General features: G+C 72.4%; 18 protein-coding genes, 3 tRNA genes and 1 pseudogene. 6 read left to right on the top strand and 16 right to left on the bottom strand.

Annotated elements, in window-relative coordinates; translation table 11 throughout:
- Positions 1-95 precede the first annotated feature (95 nt).
- Complete coding sequence (locus ACFWBY_RS08240) at positions 96-1,115, top strand: adenosine deaminase (RefSeq protein ID WP_385340705.1); 1,020 nt, start codon at positions 96-98, stop codon at positions 1,113-1,115.
- Between the two features lie 15 nt (positions 1,116-1,130).
- On the opposite strand, the gene ACFWBY_RS08235 is transcribed toward ACFWBY_RS08240, so the two are convergent.
- The 10 genes from ACFWBY_RS08235 to ACFWBY_RS08190 all read right to left on the bottom strand — a co-directional run bounded on the left by ACFWBY_RS08235 (position 1,131) and on the right by ACFWBY_RS08190 (position 7,186).
- Positions 1,131-1,547, bottom strand: a complete 417-nt coding sequence (locus tag ACFWBY_RS08235; protein WP_385340703.1) for a hypothetical protein — start codon at positions 1,545-1,547, stop codon at positions 1,131-1,133.
- Between the two features lie 17 nt (positions 1,548-1,564).
- Entirely contained in the window at positions 1,565-2,620 is a 1,056-nt protein-coding gene (locus ACFWBY_RS08230) for a UDP-N-acetylmuramate dehydrogenase (RefSeq protein WP_385340701.1), read from the bottom strand.
- A gap of 92 nt (positions 2,621-2,712) precedes the next feature.
- Complete coding sequence (locus tag ACFWBY_RS08225; protein ID WP_385340700.1) at positions 2,713-3,111, bottom strand: DUF3291 domain-containing protein; 399 nt, start codon at positions 3,109-3,111, stop codon at positions 2,713-2,715.
- 122 nt (positions 3,112-3,233) lie between these two features.
- Positions 3,234-4,751 (bottom strand): DHA2 family efflux MFS transporter permease subunit, encoded by a 1,518-nt coding sequence (locus tag ACFWBY_RS08220; protein ID WP_385340698.1) that lies wholly within the window; start codon positions 4,749-4,751, stop codon positions 3,234-3,236.
- A 162-nt stretch (positions 4,752-4,913) separates the two neighbouring features.
- The gene (locus ACFWBY_RS08215; protein WP_385340696.1) at positions 4,914-5,528 is read right to left on the bottom strand and encodes a TetR/AcrR family transcriptional regulator; all 615 of its coding nucleotides are present in this window, start codon (positions 5,526-5,528) and stop codon (positions 4,914-4,916) included.
- A 112-nt stretch (positions 5,529-5,640) separates the two neighbouring features.
- The gene (locus tag ACFWBY_RS08210; RefSeq protein WP_385340694.1) at positions 5,641-6,069 is read right to left on the bottom strand and encodes a MaoC family dehydratase; all 429 of its coding nucleotides are present in this window, start codon (positions 6,067-6,069) and stop codon (positions 5,641-5,643) included.
- Position 6,070: 1 nt separating this feature from the next.
- Complete coding sequence (locus tag ACFWBY_RS08205; protein WP_385340692.1) at positions 6,071-6,553, bottom strand: MaoC family dehydratase N-terminal domain-containing protein; 483 nt, start codon at positions 6,551-6,553, stop codon at positions 6,071-6,073.
- A 186-nt stretch (positions 6,554-6,739) separates the two neighbouring features.
- Positions 6,740-6,904 carry a 50S ribosomal protein L33 gene (rpmG, locus tag ACFWBY_RS08200; protein WP_003956487.1) on the bottom strand — a complete coding sequence of 55 codons (165 nt, stop codon included), beginning with the start codon at positions 6,902-6,904 and terminating at the stop codon, positions 6,740-6,742.
- 88 nt (positions 6,905-6,992) lie between these two features.
- A tRNA-Met gene (locus tag ACFWBY_RS08195) sits at positions 6,993-7,065 on the bottom strand.
- Between the two features lie 48 nt (positions 7,066-7,113).
- Positions 7,114-7,186 (bottom strand) — tRNA-Thr (locus ACFWBY_RS08190).
- Positions 7,187-7,479: 293 nt separating this feature from the next.
- Between ACFWBY_RS08190 and ACFWBY_RS08185 the strand changes: the two genes are divergently transcribed.
- Positions 7,480-8,829, top strand: a complete 1,350-nt coding sequence (locus tag ACFWBY_RS08185) for an amidohydrolase family protein (RefSeq protein WP_385340690.1) — start codon at positions 7,480-7,482, stop codon at positions 8,827-8,829.
- A 54-nt stretch (positions 8,830-8,883) separates the two neighbouring features.
- Positions 8,884-9,540, top strand: coding sequence for an SDR family oxidoreductase (locus tag ACFWBY_RS08180; RefSeq protein ID WP_385340688.1), 657 nt, complete (start codon positions 8,884-8,886; stop codon positions 9,538-9,540).
- A gap of 60 nt (positions 9,541-9,600) precedes the next feature.
- Here ACFWBY_RS08180 and ACFWBY_RS08175 read toward each other — a convergent pair whose 3' ends face one another.
- From ACFWBY_RS08175 to ACFWBY_RS08165, 3 genes are all read right to left on the bottom strand, one after another.
- On the bottom strand, positions 9,601-10,035 hold the full coding sequence (locus tag ACFWBY_RS08175; protein ID WP_385340686.1) for a DUF3574 domain-containing protein: 435 nt from the start codon (positions 10,033-10,035) through the stop codon (positions 9,601-9,603).
- 80 nt (positions 10,036-10,115) lie between these two features.
- Entirely contained in the window at positions 10,116-10,541 is a 426-nt protein-coding gene (locus ACFWBY_RS08170) for a hypothetical protein (RefSeq protein ID WP_385340684.1), read from the bottom strand.
- A 197-nt stretch (positions 10,542-10,738) separates the two neighbouring features.
- A tRNA-Tyr gene (locus ACFWBY_RS08165) sits at positions 10,739-10,820 on the bottom strand.
- A gap of 198 nt (positions 10,821-11,018) precedes the next feature.
- On the opposite strand from ACFWBY_RS08165, the gene ACFWBY_RS08160 reads away from it, so the two are divergent.
- The 3 genes and pseudogenes from ACFWBY_RS08160 to ACFWBY_RS08150 all read left to right on the top strand — a co-directional run bounded on the left by ACFWBY_RS08160 (position 11,019) and on the right by ACFWBY_RS08150 (position 14,481).
- The gene (locus ACFWBY_RS08160; protein ID WP_214946900.1) at positions 11,019-11,507 is read left to right on the top strand and encodes a YajQ family cyclic di-GMP-binding protein; all 489 of its coding nucleotides are present in this window, start codon (positions 11,019-11,021) and stop codon (positions 11,505-11,507) included.
- 347 nt (positions 11,508-11,854) lie between these two features.
- Positions 11,855-13,227: pseudogene (locus ACFWBY_RS08155) on the top strand (SulP family inorganic anion transporter).
- 18 nt (positions 13,228-13,245) lie between these two features.
- Entirely contained in the window at positions 13,246-14,481 is a 1,236-nt protein-coding gene (locus tag ACFWBY_RS08150) for an APC family permease (protein ID WP_385340682.1), read from the top strand.
- Positions 14,482-14,772: 291 nt separating this feature from the next.
- Here ACFWBY_RS08150 and ACFWBY_RS08145 read toward each other — a convergent pair whose 3' ends face one another.
- The 3 genes from ACFWBY_RS08145 to htpX form a co-directional block, all read right to left on the bottom strand.
- Positions 14,773-15,825 carry a glycosyltransferase family 2 protein gene (locus ACFWBY_RS08145; RefSeq protein WP_385340681.1) on the bottom strand — a complete coding sequence of 351 codons (1,053 nt, stop codon included), beginning with the start codon at positions 15,823-15,825 and terminating at the stop codon, positions 14,773-14,775.
- Positions 15,826-15,886: 61 nt separating this feature from the next.
- On the bottom strand, positions 15,887-16,279 hold the full coding sequence (locus ACFWBY_RS08140) for a YccF domain-containing protein (RefSeq protein ID WP_385340679.1): 393 nt from the start codon (positions 16,277-16,279) through the stop codon (positions 15,887-15,889).
- Positions 16,276-17,139, bottom strand: a complete 864-nt coding sequence (gene htpX, locus ACFWBY_RS08135; protein WP_214946905.1) for a zinc metalloprotease HtpX — start codon at positions 17,137-17,139, stop codon at positions 16,276-16,278. The genes ACFWBY_RS08140 and htpX overlap by 4 nt, the downstream gene beginning before the upstream one ends.
- Positions 17,140-17,190 lie beyond the last annotated feature (51 nt).

Genomic DNA, 17,190 nt, shown 5'->3' with positions numbered 1-17,190 from the left:
CTCGGGCGTTCTCCGGGTCTGCTCATGCGTTCGCGCAAGCCCCCGATCGGTAAAACCCCCTCCCGCCGGGGGCGGCGGTACGGCAGGATCACCCAATGGAGCACGTACGCGATCTCACGCTTCTGCCGAAAGCCCACCTCCACCTGCACTTCACCGGCTCGATGCGGCCGTCGACGCTGCTGGAGCTGGCCGACAAGTACGGCGTCCGGCTGCCGGACGCGCTGACCGCCGCCGAGCCGCCCAAGCTCCGCGCCACCGACGAACGCGGCTGGTTCCGCTTCCAGCGGCTCTACGACGCCGCCCGCTCCTGCCTGCGCGAACCCGACGACATCCACCGGCTGGTCCGCGAGGCCGCGCAGGAGGACGTGCGCGACGGCAGCGGCTGGCTGGAGATCCAGGTGGATCCCACTTCCTACGCCCCCCTCCTCGGCGGGATGATCCCGGCCGTCGAGATCATCCTCGACGCCGTGGACGCCGCCTCCCGCGAGACCGGCCTCGGCATGCGCGTCCTCATCGCCGCCAACCGCATGAAGCACCCCCTCGACGCCCGCACCCTGGCCCGGCTCGCCGTCCGCTACGCCGACCGGGGCGTCGTCGGTTTCGGCCTCTCCAACGACGAGCGCCGCGGCATGGCCCGGGACTTCGACCGGGCCTTCGCCATCGCCCGGGAGGGCGGCCTGCTCGCCGCCCCGCACGGCGGCGAGCTCACCGGCCCCTCCTCCGTACGCGACTGCCTCGACGATCTGCACGCCGCCCGCATCGGGCACGGCGTGCGGGCCGCCGAGGACCCCCGCCTGCTGCAGCGCCTCGCCGACCGGCAGATCACCTGCGAGGTCTGCCCGGCTTCCAACGTCGCCCTCGGTGTCTACGAGCGCCCCGAGGACGTCCCGCTGCGCACCCTCTTCGATGCGGGGGTCCCCATGGCCCTCGGCGCGGACGACCCGCTGCTGTTCGGGTCCCGCCTCGCGGCCCAGTACGAGATCGCCCGCCGCCACCACGCCTTCACGGACGCGGAGCTCGCCGAGCTGGCACGCCAGTCGGTGCGCGGTTCGGCCGCGCCCGCCGACGTACAGGAAAAGCTGCTCGCCGGGATCGACCACTGGCTGACCTCGTAGGCGCGGGCCGGCGCGTCAGCGCGTGAGGCGCAGGTCGCCGTCGTGGCAGTCGGCCCGTACCCGGGCGCCGTCCGGGAAGCCGATCTCCAGGTGCGTACGGCCCTGCGCGGGCAGCGCGTACTCGGCGACCGAGGCGACGGTCTCGCCGAGGTGGCGCAGGAAGGGGTGGTCGCCGAGGTCCTCGCCGACTTCGACCCGGCCCCACTCCCCCATGTCGTAGGGCTCGTGCGGCGCCGCGGACTCCACGATCAGGCAGGCGTCGGACCCGGTGGTGATCCGGGTGGACTCTCCGTCGCTGTCGAGGAGCCAGACGTCGAGGGGAGCCTCGGAGCGTTCGCCGTCGCTGATGTGCCAGGACGCGACGACCTTCCTGATCGTGCGTCCCACCAGCCGGGTGGGGTCCGTACCGGCCCCGTGCAGGGGACAGAGCATGGGCGGGCCGGGACTCCTCAGATGCTGACGCCGACCGTCACCGGCTCGTTGACGAGGGTGACGCCGAAGGCCGCGTGGACCCCCGCGACGACCTCGCGGGCGAGGACGAGGAGGTCTTCGGTGGTGGCTCCGCCGCGGTTGGTGAGGGCGAGGGTGTGCTTGGTGGAGATGCGGGCGGGGCCGTCGCCGTAGCCCTTCGCGAAGCCGGCCTTGTCGATCAGCCAGGCCGCGCTGGTCTTCGTACGGCCCTCGCCCGCCGGGTACGCGGGCGGGGCGGCTTCGGGGCCGAGCCGGTCCTGGGCGCGGGCGAGGAAGTCGGCGTACGCCTCGTCGCTCAGGATCGGGTTGTGGAAGAAGGAGCCGGCCGACCAGGTGTCGTGGTCGGCGGGGTCGAGGACCATGCCCTTGCCGGCGCGCAGCCGCAGGACGGTCTCGCGGGCCTGCGCCGCCGGCACCCGGTCGCCCGCCTCGACGCCGAGGGCTCGGGCGGTCTCGGGGTACTTGACCGGCGCCGAGAGGCCGCCCGCGTCCTCCAGGCGGAAGCGGACGCGCAGGACGACGTACCGCTCGGGCTGGTGCTTGAAGAGGCTGTCGCGGTACGAGAACGCGCACTCGGCGGCCGACAGCGTGACCGTCTCGCCGCGCGTGCGGTCGTAGGCGACGACCTCGGTGATCGTGTCGCAGACCTCCTGGCCGTACGCCCCGACGTTCTGGATCGGCGTGGCACCCGCGGATCCGGGGATCCCGGCGAGGCATTCGATCCCCGCGAGCCCCGCGTCGACCGCCCGGGCGACGGCGTCGCTCCAGTTCTCACCCGCCGCGAGTTCCAGGCGCGTGCCGTCGAGCGTGAACCCGGTGGTCGCGATGCGCAGCGCGGTGCCGCCGAAGCCCTGGTCGCCGATGACCAGGTTGCTGCCGCCACCGATGACCAGGAGCGGGGTGCCGCTCTCGTCCGCGGCGCGCACGGCGGCGACCACCTCGGCGTCGGTGGTCGCGGTGACCAGGCGGGCGGCGGGGCCGCCGAGGCGGAAGGTGGTCAGCGGGGCGAGGGGGGCGTCGTGGAGTTCCTGCACGTGGACAAGAGTACGGTCCGTGCCCCCGAACCGGACGGGGCCACGGACCGGCGTCGCACCACGAGCCCGGTACGCGGGCCCGGTACGCGGGCTCAGTAGCCCGTCTTCTGCTCGGCGAGGCGGCGCTCCGCCTCCGCCCAGCCGATGGGCAGCTCGCTCGCCCGGACGGTCCAGAAGGTGAACCGGGACTCCTTCATGTGGGCGGCGGCCGCCCGCGAGCTGGAACGGTGCGGTTCGCTGCGCGCGAACCGGTAGAGCGCGTCGCGGTCCTCCCAGGCGGACAGGGTCAGGAAGGTCCGGCGGAGGACCCGTGCCCGCAGGGCGACCCCGTGCGCGCCGGGGGCCTTGCGGATCTGGCCGATGATGCCGGGCGCCTTCAGGAAGAACCGCAGGGCTCCGGTCAGGCCGGCGGTCTCGAAGCGGGAGGCCATGACGTAGACCTCGGCCTCGGGGGCGGCCTGGGTGGGCGTGGACCAGGGGATGTCGGGCATGACGGGCTTCTCCTTCTCGACGAGGCGTACGGATCGGTACGGATCTTCGTGCCGCTCCCCCGCTGCGGTTCTCGGGGGCCGCGCACCGCGCGGCCCCCGGCCCGCGGACGGGGCCGGCCCGGTCAGCCGCCGGCAGCGGCCTTCTCGAGAGCGGGGGCCTCGGCGTCGGCCACTGCCGCCGCCGGGACCGCCTGCTCGTGCGCCCGGTTCCGCGCGCCGGCCTGGTTCTGCTCGTGTTCCCAGGCCTGGGCGGCCTGCGCCTGCTCCTTCGCCCGGCCGGGGAGCAGCAGCGCCAGCCCGGCCGCGACGGCGACGACCACGGCGCCGATCCAGATGGCGGGGATGGTGCCGTCGGTGAAGGACTGCGGGGACTCGTAGCCGCCCCGGGAGGAGAAGACGGAGGCGAGGACGGCGACGCCGAGGGCTCCGCCGACTTCGCGCAGGGCGCTGTTGGCTCCGGAGGCCTTGCCCTGGTCGGCGGGGGCGACGGTGGACATGAGGGCGTTGGAGGCGGGGGCGAAGAACAGCCCCATGCCGATGCCGCTCAGGATCAGCGGCGGCAGCTGGGCCGAGTAGGAGACGTCCGTGGCGAGGATCATGGCGAACCAGCCGAGGCCCAGGGCCTGGAAGGCCAGCCCGGCGACGACGACGGGCCGGCTGCCGATCCGGTCGGAGAGGATCCCGGCGATCGGTGCGGCGATCATGGGCATGCCGGTCCAGGGGAGCATGCGCAGGCCGGCTTCGGTGGGCGAGTAGCCGAGGACGCCCTGGAGGTACTGGCTCAGCAGGAAGATGGAGCCGAACATCCCGACGAACATCAGCAGGCTCGCCATGTTGATGCCGAAGAACCCGCGGTCGCGGAAGAGCCGCATGGGCAGCACGGGGTTGGCGTTGCGGAACCCGTGGAGGACGAAGCCGCCCACCAGCGCGACCCCGGCGATCAGCGCCGTCAGGACGGGGAGGCTGGTCCAGCCGTGCGCGTTCGCGTTGACCAGACCGTAGACGATCCCGAAGAGCCCGCCGCTGATGAGCAGCGTCCCCTGGATGTCGAGCCTCGCCCGCGGGGCGGTCGACTCGCCGAGGCGCAGTCGGGCGAGCGGGATCAGTGCGAGCCCGACGGGTACGTTCAGCCAGAAGATCCACTGCCAGGAGATGTGCTCGGTCAGGCTGCCGCCGATGAGCGGTCCGCTGGCGACGGCGAGGCCGGTGAGGGCGCCGTAGATGCCGAGGGCCATTCCGCGGCGCGCGGCGGGGACGGCGACGGTGAGCAGGGTGAGCGAGAGCGGCATCATGATCGCCGCGCCGACTCCCTGGACGGCCCGCGCCGCGATGAGCTCCTCGATGCCGGGCGACAGGGCGGCCGCGGCCGACGCTGCGGTGAAGATGCCGAGCCCCGCGATGAAGAGTCGCCGGCGTCCGAACCGGTCACCGAGGGCCGCGCCGAACATGAGCAGGACGGCGAAGGTGAGCGTGTAGGCGTTCACCGTCCACTCCAGGTCCTCCAGCTTCCCGCCCAGGTCCTCACGGATGGACGGGAGGGCGGTGGTGACGACGAGGTTGTCGAGTGCGGCCATGAAACTGGCGGCGCCGGTGATGATCAGGGCCCATATCGCGGGCCCGCGGAGCTTGGTGTCTTGCACGGCTTCCCCCAAGACTAGTTATTGATCACTAACTTTTACGGACAGAGCTCCGCCCCCATCGGACCGCGCGCGGGCGGCGGGGACGTGCGACCGGGCGGACCGGACCGTCACCGCCGACTGAGGCCGGGCCGGGACCCGACCGGGACCGGGCCAGGACCCGGGCTAGGACCCGGGCTGCGCTTCAGGCTCCTGCGGGGATTCCTGCGGCTCGGGCCGCGGCTGGGGCTGGGGCTGGACTTCGGGGTAGCACCCCTCCCAGACCCGGTGCCCGGCCGGGAATCCCATGGCGGACAGGGTGTTGATCAGCATTCCGTAGGCCAGGAACGTGGTCGTCTCGCCCACGTCCGCGCCGAGCGGCTCGTGAACGGTGTCCCACAGCTCCATCCAGCCGGCCCGCACCATCTCCCCGAACTCCGGCTCCCCGGCGGCTTCGGCGGCGGCGACGGTCACGTAGATCTGGAGCTGCATCTGCAGCTTGTCGGGCTGCTCGGCGATGAGCTGCATGTACGCCGCCCCCATGACCTGGACCGCCTCCTCCCCCTGGACGCCCTTGGCGGCCTCCTCGAAGACGAGCCGGATGTCCTCCATGCAGCGGGCGGCGGCGGCGAGGAAGATGGCCTGCTTGTTCGGGAAGAGCCGGAACAGGTACGGCTGCGACACCCCGACGCGCTTGGCGATCGCCTCGGTGGAGGTCCCGTAGTACCCGCCGCGGGCGAACTCGCTCATCGCCGCCCGGATGACGCTCTCGCGCCGCTCTCCCGCACTCATCCTTGCCATGCTTCGAAGTTAGTGCTCAATCACTAACTTGACAACCCCTCCCGCACCCCGCTCACGGAAAAGGCCCTGACCAGCGGATTCATCCACTGGTCAGGGCCTTGACGGAGAGTGGCTACGCGAGGACGACCACCGCGCGCGACATCCCCAGCACCTTCTGGCCGGCGCTCATCGCCGTCAGGTCGACCCGCACGCGGTTGTCGTCGAGCTTCGCCGCGACCTTCGCCGTGACCTCGATCAGCGCGCCCCGCTCGTCATTGGGGACGACGACCGGCTTCGTGAACCGCACCCCGTACTCCACGACGGCGCCGGGGTCGCCCACCCAGTCGGTCACCACGCGGACCGCCTCGGCCATGGTGAACATGCCGTGCGCGATCACGTCCGGCAGTCCGACCTCGGTGGCGAACTTCTCGTTCCAGTGGATCGGGTTGAAGTCACCCGACGCACCCGCGTACCGGACCAGCGTCGCCCGCGTCACGGGGAAGGACGCGGCCGGCAGCTCGGTGCCGACCTCGACCGCGTCGTACTGGATCTGGGCAGCCATCTCAGGCCTCCTCGGGGGCGGAAGCGGCGGCGGACTCGGGCGCCGGGGCCCGCGAGACGAGCTTCGTCCACGCGGTCACCACGTGCTCGCCCGTCTCGTCGTGGACTTCGCCGCGGATGTCGATGATGTCGTTGCCCGCGAGCGACTTCACGGCCTCGATGGTCGATGTGACCGTCAGCCGGTCACCGGCCCGGACGGGGCGCGAGTAGGCGAACTTCTGGTCGCCGTGCACGACGCGGCTGTAGTCCAGCCCCAGCTGCGGGTCCTCGACGACCTGGCCGGCCGCCGCGAAGGTGATGGCGAACACGAAGGTGGGAGGAGCGATGACGTCCAGGTGACCGAAGGCCTTGGCGGCGTCGGGGTCGGTGTAGACGGGATTGTCGTCACCCACCGCGACCGCGAACTCGCGGATCTTCTCCCGGCCGACCTCGTACGGATCGGTGGGCGGGTAGCTCCGCCCCACGAAGGACTGGTCGAGCGCCATGACTGCCTACCTCCCTGTTGAAACGACTTGGTGAAACGGCCTGGTGAAACGACCTGATGGAACGACCTGATGGAACGGCTTGACGGAACGGCTTGACGGAACGGCCTGTTGAAACGACACAAGGCCGCCCCCCAATGACGGGGACGACCTCATGACGGTGCCTGTTGAACGAGACTTCGCCAGTTGTCAGCGGGTCTCGCGGTGCGCGGTGTGCGAGTTGCAACGCGGGCAGTGCTTCTTCATCTCAAGACGGTCCGGGTTGTTACGCCGGTTCTTCTTGGTGATGTAGTTCCGCTCCTTGCACTCCACGCAGGCCAGCGTGATCTTCGGGCGGACGTCGGTGGCAGCCACGTGAGTGCTCCTTGACGGAAATTGGGACGGATGAACGCATACAAGAGTAGCCGACCGGGAGACCGACCCCGCAATCGGCTACTGTGTGTAGCGGCGACCGGACTTGAACCGGTGACACAGCGATTATGAGCCGCTTGCTCTACCGACTGAGCTACGCCGCTTTGATGAGATCCGCTCCCCACCCGAGGGTGGGGAACCTCTCTCACCAGAGCCCCAATGCGGAATCGAACCGCAGACCTTCTCCTTACCATGGAGACGCTCTACCGACTGAGCTATTGGGGCGAGCGAGGAAGACATTACACGGTCGTCCGCCGATCGCCCAAATCCTTTGCGGGGCCTGGGCTCGGAGCGACGCCGCCGCCTTTCTGCGATCACCGCGAAAGGCCTCTCCGGCCACTTTTCACCCCTGAAGGTGTCCGGTGTCACATCGCGGTCCACCCGGACGCACCAGTACGACTATTCGCCTCTTCCGTGAAGCGGGCACCCCCGACCCCTAGGCTCTGAGCACGCTGCGTGATCTTGGGCCGCGGGCCGCGGCCAAGGCCCAGGACCGCCCGAGCCACCGCAGGAGCGCGATGTCCGACAGCCAGCCGCAGCCGCCGTCCCAGTCCCCGCGCAACCGCCCGGCCGGCAGCGGGCACCCGTACGGCACCTCGCACGGCCACCCGCGGCACGGCCAGGGGAGCACCCCCGGCGGCTGGGGGAACCCCGGCCCCGTCGAGGGCGGGTCCGCCACCCTCCTCCTCACCGGCGCCCGCCTCACCGACGGCCGCACCGTCGACGTCCGCCTCGACGGCGGCCGCATCCAGGCCGTCGGCACGGCCGGCAGCCTGCCCGCCCCCGCGGCCTCCCGCGTCGACCTCGGCGGGTACCTCCTGCTCCCCGCCCCGGCCGAGCCCCACGCCCACGGGGACACCGCGCTGACCGCCGACAGCGAGGGCCCGGTCTCCTACGCCCCCGACGAGGTGCAGCGCCGGGCGACCGAGGCCGCCCTGCTCCAGCTCGGCCACGGCGCCACGGCCGTACGGTCCCACGTGCGCATCGGCGACGTGCACGGCCTCGGCCCCCTGGAGGCGGTGCTCCAGGCCCGCCGCTCCCTGCGCGGGCTCGCCGACCTCACCGCCGTCGCCGTCCCCCGGCTGCTGACCGGGGTGGCCGGAGCGGACGGGCTCGCCATGCTGCGGGACGCCGTGAAGATGGGCGCCTCCGTCATCGGCGGCTGCCCCGACCTCGACCCCGACCCGACGGGCTTCCTCGAAGCCGTGCTGGAACTCGCCGCCGAGCACGGCTGCCCCGTCGACCTGCACACCGACGGCGACGACCCCGCCCGCCTCTCCCGGCTCGCTGCCATGGCCGGCGGACTGCGCCCCGGCGTCTCCATCGGCCCCTGCGGCGGCCTGTCCCGGCTCCCCCTGGACGCGGCGAGCCGCGCGGCCGACCAGCTCGCGGCGGCAGGCGTACGGGTGACCTGCCTGCCCCAGGGCGACTGCGCGGCCCTGGAACGCCGCGGCCTGCGCACCGCCCCCGTGCGGCTGATGCGCGCCGCCGGGGTCCGGGTCGCCGCGGGCAGCGGGGCTTTGCGGGACGCGGGCAATCCGGTCGGGCGCGGCGATCCGCTCGAAGCCGCGTACCTCCTGGCCTCCCAGGGCGGGCTGCGCGCCACCGAGGCCTACCACTCGGTCAGCGCCGCCGCCCGCGAGGCGATGGGGCTGCCCGAGGTGCGGGTGGAGGCCGGCTTCCCGGCGGAACTCCTCGCCGTGCGCGGGGACCGGATCGCCGGCGTGCTCTCCCTGGCGTACAGCCGCATCGTGATCCACCGCGGGCGGGTGGTAGCCCGGACGAGTGCCGTCCGGGAGTACTGCGACTCCGCGGTCGCCGTGGCCCTGGACCTGCCCCGGCAGGGCCGCGCGGAGGCCGGCCCCTGAAAGTTCGCCGTGCGTTCGCGGGCGCGCTCGCCCGGCTCGTCGTACGGTCGGGACATGCGCATCGTCATCGCGGGTGGACACGGTCAGATCGCGCTGCGGCTGGAGCGCCTGCTCGCCGCGCGCGGGTACGAGGTCGCGGGCATCATCCGCGACCCGGCACAGGGCGACGACCTCAGGGAGGCGGGCGCCGAACCGGTGCTGTGCGACCTGGAGTCGGCGTCGGTCGAGCACGTGGCGGGCATCCTGCAGGGCGCGGACGTCGCGGTGTTCGCGGCGGGCGCGGGCCCCGGCAGCGGTGTCGGACGCAAGGACACGGTGGACCGGGGCGCGGCGGTGCTCTTCGCGGACGCGGCCGAACGGGCCCGCGTGCGGCGCTTCCTGATGGTCTCTTCCATGGGCGCCGACGCGCGCCACGAGGGCGACGACGTCTTCGACGCCTACCTCCGCGCCAAGGGCGAGGCCGACGACCACGTCCGTACCCGCCTGGGCCTGGAGTGGACGGTCCTGCGCCCCGGCGGGCTGCTCGACGACGCGGGTACCGGCCTGGTCCGGCTGGAGGCGCGGACGGGCCGCGGGCCGGTCCCGCGCGACGACGTGGCGGCGGTGCTGGCCGAGCTGATCGAGACGCCCGCGACGGCCGGCCTCACCCTGGAGCTGATCTCGGGTTCGACGCCCGTCCCGGTGGCGGTCAAGGACGTGGCGGGCAACTGACCGCCCGCCACCCGGCGGCCCGAGCCCCGCCGTCAGGGCCCTGCGGTCAGAACTCGGCGGTCAGAACTCGGCGGTCAACTGGTCGTCGGACCGGCCGACCGAGTCCTGCTGGAACCGCTCCTCGTACGCCCGCCGGATCCGCTCGACCCGGGCGCTGCGATCCTCGGCCTCCTTCTCCGGGTACAGCAGCACCACCTCGTACGAGATCTCGCGGATGACCTTCCCGTCCCGCTGCCACTGGCCGCGCCCGTCCTGGAGGGTGAGCCCCTCGGGGAAGGCCGGGGTGATCTCCCTCTCGAGGAAGCCCATGAACTCCCGCTCCCCGACCGGCGGCCGGCCCGGCCGCTCGGTGCCGAAGTAGAGCCGGGTCTCCTGGTAGGGCTCTCCCACCTGGGTGTCCAGTGCGGCTCCGACCAAAGCCGGGATCCCGGCGCCGAGCAGGGCGAGGAGTACCCCGCCGCCGACCTTTCCGCGCGTCTCAGAAGTAAATTTCACCCCCGATGAACGACCGGGCGCCCTCATCGGCACGCGGGATCCGCCCGATGGGTCACGCCGCGTCCCCGCCGGCGGGCCCCTCACGCCGTTTCCAGCCTGCGCCGCCACCACGGGTCGCGCGCCGGGGCGTACGGATCGGCCAGCGTGCGGGCGAGGAACCGCGCGTCGAGCGGCGCGAGCACGGCCCGCAGCTCCCGCGCGGCACGGCGGGTCAGCAGGTGGCAGAACGCTTCCAGGATCTCCCGGTCGTCTCCCCAGTCCGGTGCGCAGCAGGGGCAGTCGCGGTACCAGCTCGGGTAGATCACCCACGGTCCGCGCTGGTACACCATGGCGCGCAACCCGGTCAGCGCCCTATGGGCGGAACCCAGCTCGGTCCGGTGGCGCTCGATGCGGGCGATCTCGGCGAGGGTGCGGGAGGAGACACCGGGGACGACGGCTCGGGCGGCCCTTCCGGGCACCCGGCGTGGCAGGTCCGACCTGACCTGCGAGGGCGCCTTACGCGCCATGGCCCTTTCGGCCGCTGATATTGATCATGCGGTCAGCATGCGCCTCCGCGCCCGCCGGCGCACGGGGTTTTCCACTCACTGCCCGGCGAGGGCGCACGGGGCACACGGCGTATGCGGCACGGCGTACGCGGCGCACGCGACATACGAGAAAACCCCCGTTCACTGCGTTTCCGCAATGAACGGGGGTCTCACTCGCGTGGCGGCGCCAGGGTTCGAACCTGGGTAGGCTGAGCCGGCAGATTTACAGTCTGCTCCCTTTGGCCACTCGGGCACACCGCCATGATCGCTGCCGTCTTTCCGCCTTTCGGCGGCGCTCCGTGGCAACGACGTAAACAATACCCGATGGCCGGGGGTGCTTCGCCACTGGATTGATCAGCGCCGCAGGCGGGCGCGGTGGCTAGGCTTTGCGGAGCGGACCGGGGATGTCCGGCCGTGCCCTTCGGGGCGATCGCAACCGACTTCAAGGAGCCACAGCACATGGCCGACTCCAGTTTCGACATCGTCTCGAAGGTCGAGCGGCAGGAGGTCGACAACGCCCTCAACCAGGCCGCCAAGGAGCTTTCGCAGCGCTACGACTTCAAGGGCACCGGCGCCACGATCGCCTGGTCGGGCGAGAAGATCCTCATGGAGGCCAACTCCGAGGAGCGCGTCAAGGCCGTCCTCGACGTCTTCGAGACCAAGCTGGTCAAGCGCGGCATCTCGCTCAAGGCGCTCGACGCCGGTGAGCCGCAGCTGTCCGGCAAGGAGTACAAGATCTTCGCCACGATCGAGGAAGGCATCTCCCAGGAGAACGCCAAGAAGGTCGCGAAGATCATCCGGGATGAGGGCCCCAAGGCCGTCAAGGCCCAGGTCCAGGGCGAGGAGCTGCGCGTCAGCTCCAAGAGCCGCGATGACCTCCAGACCGTCCAGACCCTCCTCAAGGGCAAGGACCTGGACTTCGCGATCCAGTTCGTGAACTACCGCTGATCGCTGATCAGCATCCCTGACCTGCGCGAACGCGGGTGACGACGGGGGCACATCGCCGAGGAGCACCTCGACGGGTGCCCCCTTCGCGTTCCCCCCGGGCTCACGCACGGCCCGCCCCAGCGCTCGGCGCCGGCGTGGTGATCGCGCCGGGCCGCCCGGTCCGGCGCCCGGGGGCGTGTGCCGGGCGTGAGAGGCGTGCGCGCCCGTGGCGCCTCCTGTGGTCACTCGGGTGACGGGGAAGTGCGCCCACCACGCTGAGGGGTGTCCATCACCGCAGCGACAGGGGGTTCCCGCATGCCTGGGGCCGGCACGTTCCGTGAAGACTCGGGGCTTCCGTCGTCGTCGCCCTGGTGGCGCTACCGCTCTGCGTCGGGGTGGCCGTCGCCTCCGGGGTGCCGGCCGAACCGGGGATCGTCACCGGCGTGGTGGGCGGACTGGTCACCGGATGGTTCCGGGGCAGTTCGCTGCAGGTGAGCGGGCCGTGCCGCCGGGCTCACCGTGCTCGTCTACGAGGCCGTGCGGACGTACGGGCTACCCGCGCTCGGCGTACTCGTCCTCGCCGCCGGACTGGCCCAGACGGGCATGGGCGCGCTGCGGCTCGGGAGGTGGTTCCGGGCGATCTCCGTGGCCGTGGTGCACGGCATGCCGGCCGGGATCGGACTCGTCCTGATCGCGGGCCAGTTGTACGCCCTGGCCGGTGTGCGGGCTCCCGCGCGAACCCTGGAGAAGCTGGCCGGGTCGGGGGAGCTCGGCCTGCGGGCCGACTGGACCGCCGTGGCGCTCGGGGCCGGGACCGTCGCCGTCCTGGTGCTGTGGCGGCGGATGCCGGACCGGCTGCGACTGGTGCCGGGGGCGCTCGTCGGGGTGGCGGCCGCGACCCCGCGGCGACGGTGCTGCGGCTGCCCGTGGAAAGGGTCCGGGTGACGGGTGTCCTGCAGGCGGTGACACCGCCCGGCTGGGGGGACTTCGAGGTGCTGGCCTCCCTGGGAGCCCTCGGGACCGTGGTGGCGCTCGCGCTGATCGCCTCCGCCGAGACGCTGTTCAACGCGGCCGCCGTGGACCGGATGCACGACGGGGCCCGACCGACTACGACCGCGAACTGGTCGCACAAGGCGTCGGGAACACCTTGTGCGGATTACTCGGCGCACTGCCGATGACCGCCGTCATCGTCCGCAGCGCCGCCAACGTCGAGGCGGGGGCCCGGACTCGGGCGGCCCGTCTCCTGCACGGCGGCCGGCTGCTGCTGTTCGCCGTGGCCGTCCCCGGGCTCCTGGAGGCGGTCCCGCTCGCCGCGCTCGCCGGGGTGCTGCTGCACGCGGGCTGGAAGCTGCTGCCGGCCCGGGCGGCGGCCGCCCTGTGGCGCACGCACCGGGGCGAGGCGGTCGTGCCGGTGGCGACGGCCTCCGCGATCGTGGTCACGAACCTCTTCGAAGGTGTGCTCGTCGGGTTGCGGATCGCCATCGCCAAGGCCGCGTGGGAGACCTCCCACGTGCACGTCGAACAGGTCTGGGAGGGGGAGGAGCTGCGCGTCCGGATCCTGGGCAACGCCGGCTTCCTGCGGCTGCCCGAACTCCTCGACGCGTTGGACGCACTGCCGCACGGGAGGGTCGCACGGCTCGACTTGAGCGGGCTGCGCCACCTCGGCCACGCCTGCCTGACGGCACTCGACGGCTGGGAGCAGGCCCGGACGGCGCTCCCGGCCCGGGAGGGCGTCATCTAGCCCGGCTACCCTCCGGCCGTGGACAACGAGCTGAAGCGCACCCTGGGAGTGTCCGACGCGGTCGTCGTGGGGCTCGGAGCGATGGTCGGGGCCGGGATCTTCGCCGCGCTCGCACCGGCGGCGCGCGCGGCCGGCGGAGCGCTCCTCGCGGCGCTCGCGCTGGCGGCCCTGGTGGCGTACTGCAACGCGCACTCCTCGGCGCGGCTGGCGGCGCGGTACCCCTCCTCGGGCGGCACCTACGTGTACGGGCGCGAGCGGCTCGGGCCCTTCTGGGGATATCTGGCCGGCTGGGGCTTCGTCATCGGCAAGACCGCCTCTTGCGCGGCGATGGCCCTCACCGTCGGGGCGTACGCGTGGCCCGGGCAGCAGCGCGCCGTGGCCGTGGCGGCGGTGGTGGCACTGACCGCCGCGAGCTACGGCGGGGTGCAGAAGTCCGCCCGGATCGCCCGGGTGATCGTGGCGGCGGTACTGGCCGTGCTGGCCGGGGTCGTCGTGGCCTGCCTGTCCTCCGGCGCGGCCGACGCCGCTCGTCTCGGCGGCGCGCACTGGAGCGCAGCCGGTCTGCTCCAGGGCGCCGGGCTGCTGTTCTTCGCCTTCGCGGGCTACGCCCGGATCACCACCTTGGGCGAGGAGGTCCGGGATCCGGAGCGCACGATCCCGCGGGCGGTGCCCCTCGCTCTGGGGATCGCCCTGCTCGTGTACGCCGCGGTCACGGTGGCGGCGCTGTCCGTGCTCGGCAGCGGGGGTCTGGCGCGGTCGGCGGCGCCGCTGGCCGACGCCGTGCGCGCGGCCGGGTGGTCCGCACTGACTCCCGTCGTGCGGGTGGGTGCGGCTCTGGCCGCGCTGGGCTCGCTGCTGGCCCTCGTGCTGGGTGTGTCGCGGACGACGCTGGCGATGGCCCGGGACGGCCATCTCCCGCGCGCGCTGGCCGCCGTACATCCCCGCCACCAGGTGCCGCACCACGCCGAGCTCGCGGTCGGGGCGGTGGTGGCGGTGCTCGCGGCGACCACCGATCTGCGGGGCGCGATCGGCTTCTCGTCCTTCGGGGTGCTGGCCTATTACGCGATCGCGAACGCCTCCGCGTGGACTCTCGGTTCAGGTGTCAAGGGGCGGGCCGTGGCAGCGGCGGGGCTGTCCGGCTGCGTGGTGCTCGCCTGCGCGCTGCCCGCCGCGTCGACGGTCGCGGGGGCCGCGGTGCTGGCGCTGGGCGCGGCGGCCTACGGCCTGCGCCGGCGGCTCACATCCGGGATCTGAGGCCGCCCCGGGGGTCGGCTCCGGGTCCCGCTCCTCCCCCGCCTTCGACTCCTCGCCGAACCGCGCGCTGTCGTCGGGCCCGCCGGGCCGGTCCGCGAGGCCGGGCTAAGACCCGGTGCGGGCCCGCGACGGCCAGGGGCATCGGCGTGGGTACGGTCGGGGCCCCGGCCGCCGCGTCGAGCTGCTGGTGGGAGCTGCGCGCGCGGCGGGCGACCGGCTTCGTTGACTTCTCGTTCCGATTCATGCACACACAGTGACATCCACCACTGACAATCGCCCTGACCTGCACTTTCAGTCGGCTTCCCGTTCCGTCTCGCGCGCGGAGTCGTACCCGACGAAGTAGGTGGGTCGGCGCTGTACGGCCGTGTAGATCCGGCCGATGTACTCGCCGAGCAGGCCGACGCAGATCAGCTGCACCCCGCCGAGGAACAGCATCGCGATGAACAGCGAGGTCCAGCCGGGCACGGTCCTGCCCACCAGGTAGACCACGAGGGTGGCCGCCACCATCAGCAGGCAGCCGAAGAAGCTGGCCACGCCCAGCCAGGTCGCCAGGCGCAAGGGAGCGGCGGAGAAGTTGACGATGCTGTCGACGCCGAGGCGGACCATCCTGCTCAGCGGGTACTTGGTCTCGCCCGCCACCCGCTCCTCGCGGCGGTAGGGGACCTGGCCGCTCGGGAAGCCGAGCCAGGGCACCAGCAGGCGGTACACCTGGTGCTGGTCGGGCATGGACTTGACCGCTTCGACCGCCGCGCGGCTCAGCAGCCGGAAGTCGCCCGCCTGAGCGGGCACCTGCTTGCCGACCAGGCGGCGCACCAGCCAGTAGTAGGCGCCGGCCGTGCGCCGTTTGAAGGCGGTGTCGGCGCTGCGGTCGTCCCGGACCCCGTACACGATGTCGAGGCCCTCGTCGCGGGCCAGGGCGAGCATCTCCGGGATCTTCTCCGGCGGGTCCTGGAGGTCCGCGTCGATGCTGGCGACATAGGCGCCCACCGCTGCGTGCAAGCCGGCGGTGAGGGCGGCCTGGTGGCCGGAGTTGCCGCGCAGCCGCACGATCCGCAGCTCGGGCCACTCGGCCCGCAAGCCGGTCAGCAGGTGCGCCGTGCGGTCCTCGCTGCCGTCGTCGACGGCGACGACCTCGTAGCCGGTGCCGATGCCGTCGAGCGCCGGGCGCAGCCTGGCCACGAGGGCCGGGAGCGCGGCCTCCTCGTTGTACATCGGCACGACGACCGAGAGGGTCGTGGGCGAGGGGGTCGTGGGCGCGGGGGTCGCGGGCGCGGGCGGCACCGCCTGCGGGGTCACCGCCTGCGGGTGCGTGGCCTGCGGGGTCGTGGAGGGATCGGTCGGCATCGGTTCTTCCCTGCCCGTCGCTCGTGCCACTGTGCGCGTCGCTCGGCCGCGACCCGGCACCTTAGCGCGAGGCGAACGGCGCGTCCGTCGGGACGATCTCGCGGCCCAGCGGGAGCAGGGAGAGCGGGACCATCTTGAAGTTGGCGATGCCGAAGGGGATGCCGATGATCGTGAGGCACAGCGCGAGGCCGGTGACGATGTGGCCGATGGCGAGCCACCAGCCCGCGAGGACCAGCCAGAGCACGTTGCCCACGCAGGACGCGGCGCCCGCGTCACGCCGCTCGACGGTGGTGTAGCCGAAGGGCCACAGGGCGTAGACCGCGATCCGGAAGGACGCGATGCCGAAGGGGATCCCGATGATGGTGATGCACAGGATCACGCCGGCCAGGCAGTAGCCCAGGAACAGCCAGACACCGCTGAGCACGAGCCAAATGACATTCAGGATGGTCTTCACTGACTTCGGCCTGCCATCTGTTCGAGCCGGGCGATGCGCTCGGCCATCGGGGGATGTGTCGAGAACATCTTGGACAGTCCTTCCCCGGGACGGAAGGGATTGGCGATCATCATGTGGCTCGCCGTCTCCAATCGGGGCTCGGGCGGCAGCGGCAGCTGCTTGGTGCCGGCGTCCAGCTTGCGCAGGGCGCTCGCGAGGGCGAGCGGGTCACCGGTGAGCTGGGCCCCCGAGGCGTCCGCCTCGTATTCGCGCGAGCGGCTGATGGCGAGCTGGATCACGGATGCGGCCAGCGGGCCCAGGATCATGATCAGCAGCATGCCGAAGAGGCCGGGTCCCTCGTCGTCGTTGGAGCGGCCTATGGGGATCAGCCAGGCGAAGTTCACCAGGAACATGATCACGGAGGCGAGGGCGCCGGCGACCGACGAGATGAGGATGTCGCGGTTGTAGACGTGGCTCAGCTCGTGGCCGATGACCCCACGCAGCTCCCGCTCGTCGAGTATCCGCAGGATGCCCTCCGTGCAGCAGACGGCGGCGTTGCGCGGGTTGCGGCCGGTGGCGAAGGCGTTGGGGGCCTCGGTCGGTGAGATGTAGAGCCGTGGCATGGGCTGGCGCGCGGACGTGGAGAGCTCGCGCACCATGCGGTAGAGCTCGGGTGCCTCGAACTCGCTGACGGGGCGGGCGCGCATCGCGCGTAGAGCCAGCTTGTCGCTGTTCCAGTACGCGTACGCGTTGGTCCCCAGGGCGACGAGGACGGCGACGATCAGGCCGCCCCGGCCGAAGAGGCTTCCGATGAGGATGATGAGGGCCGACAGACCGCCGAGGAGTACGGCGGTCTTCAGCCCGTTGTGCCGGCGGTGCACGGTACGCCCTCCAAGTGGTGCGGCAGGGGGACCCGTCCAGGATGGTGGATC

Source organism: Streptomyces sp. NPDC060049 (assembly GCF_042736715.1).
Lineage (GTDB): Bacteria > Actinomycetota > Actinomycetes > Streptomycetales > Streptomycetaceae > Streptomyces.
This window is presented reverse-complemented; position numbering and strand designations above follow the sequence as displayed.

What these genes read in the sequence shown, in the direction of transcription:
- ACFWBY_RS08240 (WP_385340705.1), top strand. Translation starts at nt 96, where the DNA reads ATGGAGCACGTACGCGATCTCACGCTTCTGCCGAAAGCCCACCTCCAC.
- ACFWBY_RS08235 (WP_385340703.1), bottom strand. Translation starts at nt 1,547, where the DNA reads ATGCTCTGTCCCCTGCACGGGGCCGGTACGGACCCCACCCGGCTGGTG.
- ACFWBY_RS08225 (WP_385340700.1), bottom strand. Translation starts at nt 3,111, where the DNA reads ATGCCCGACATCCCCTGGTCCACGCCCACCCAGGCCGCCCCCGAGGCC.
- ACFWBY_RS08215 (WP_385340696.1), bottom strand. Translation starts at nt 5,528, where the DNA reads ATGGCAAGGATGAGTGCGGGAGAGCGGCGCGAGAGCGTCATCCGGGCG.
- ACFWBY_RS08210 (WP_385340694.1), bottom strand. Translation starts at nt 6,069, where the DNA reads ATGGCTGCCCAGATCCAGTACGACGCGGTCGAGGTCGGCACCGAGCTG.
- ACFWBY_RS08205 (WP_385340692.1), bottom strand. Translation starts at nt 6,553, where the DNA reads ATGGCGCTCGACCAGTCCTTCGTGGGGCGGAGCTACCCGCCCACCGAT.
- ACFWBY_RS08185 (WP_385340690.1), top strand. Translation starts at nt 7,480, where the DNA reads ATGTCCGACAGCCAGCCGCAGCCGCCGTCCCAGTCCCCGCGCAACCGC.
- ACFWBY_RS08180 (WP_385340688.1), top strand. Translation starts at nt 8,884, where the DNA reads ATGCGCATCGTCATCGCGGGTGGACACGGTCAGATCGCGCTGCGGCTG.
- ACFWBY_RS08170 (WP_385340684.1), bottom strand. Translation starts at nt 10,541, where the DNA reads ATGGCGCGTAAGGCGCCCTCGCAGGTCAGGTCGGACCTGCCACGCCGG.
- ACFWBY_RS08160 (WP_214946900.1), top strand. Translation starts at nt 11,019, where the DNA reads ATGGCCGACTCCAGTTTCGACATCGTCTCGAAGGTCGAGCGGCAGGAG.
- ACFWBY_RS08145 (WP_385340681.1), bottom strand. Translation starts at nt 15,825, where the DNA reads ATGCCGACCGATCCCTCCACGACCCCGCAGGCCACGCACCCGCAGGCG.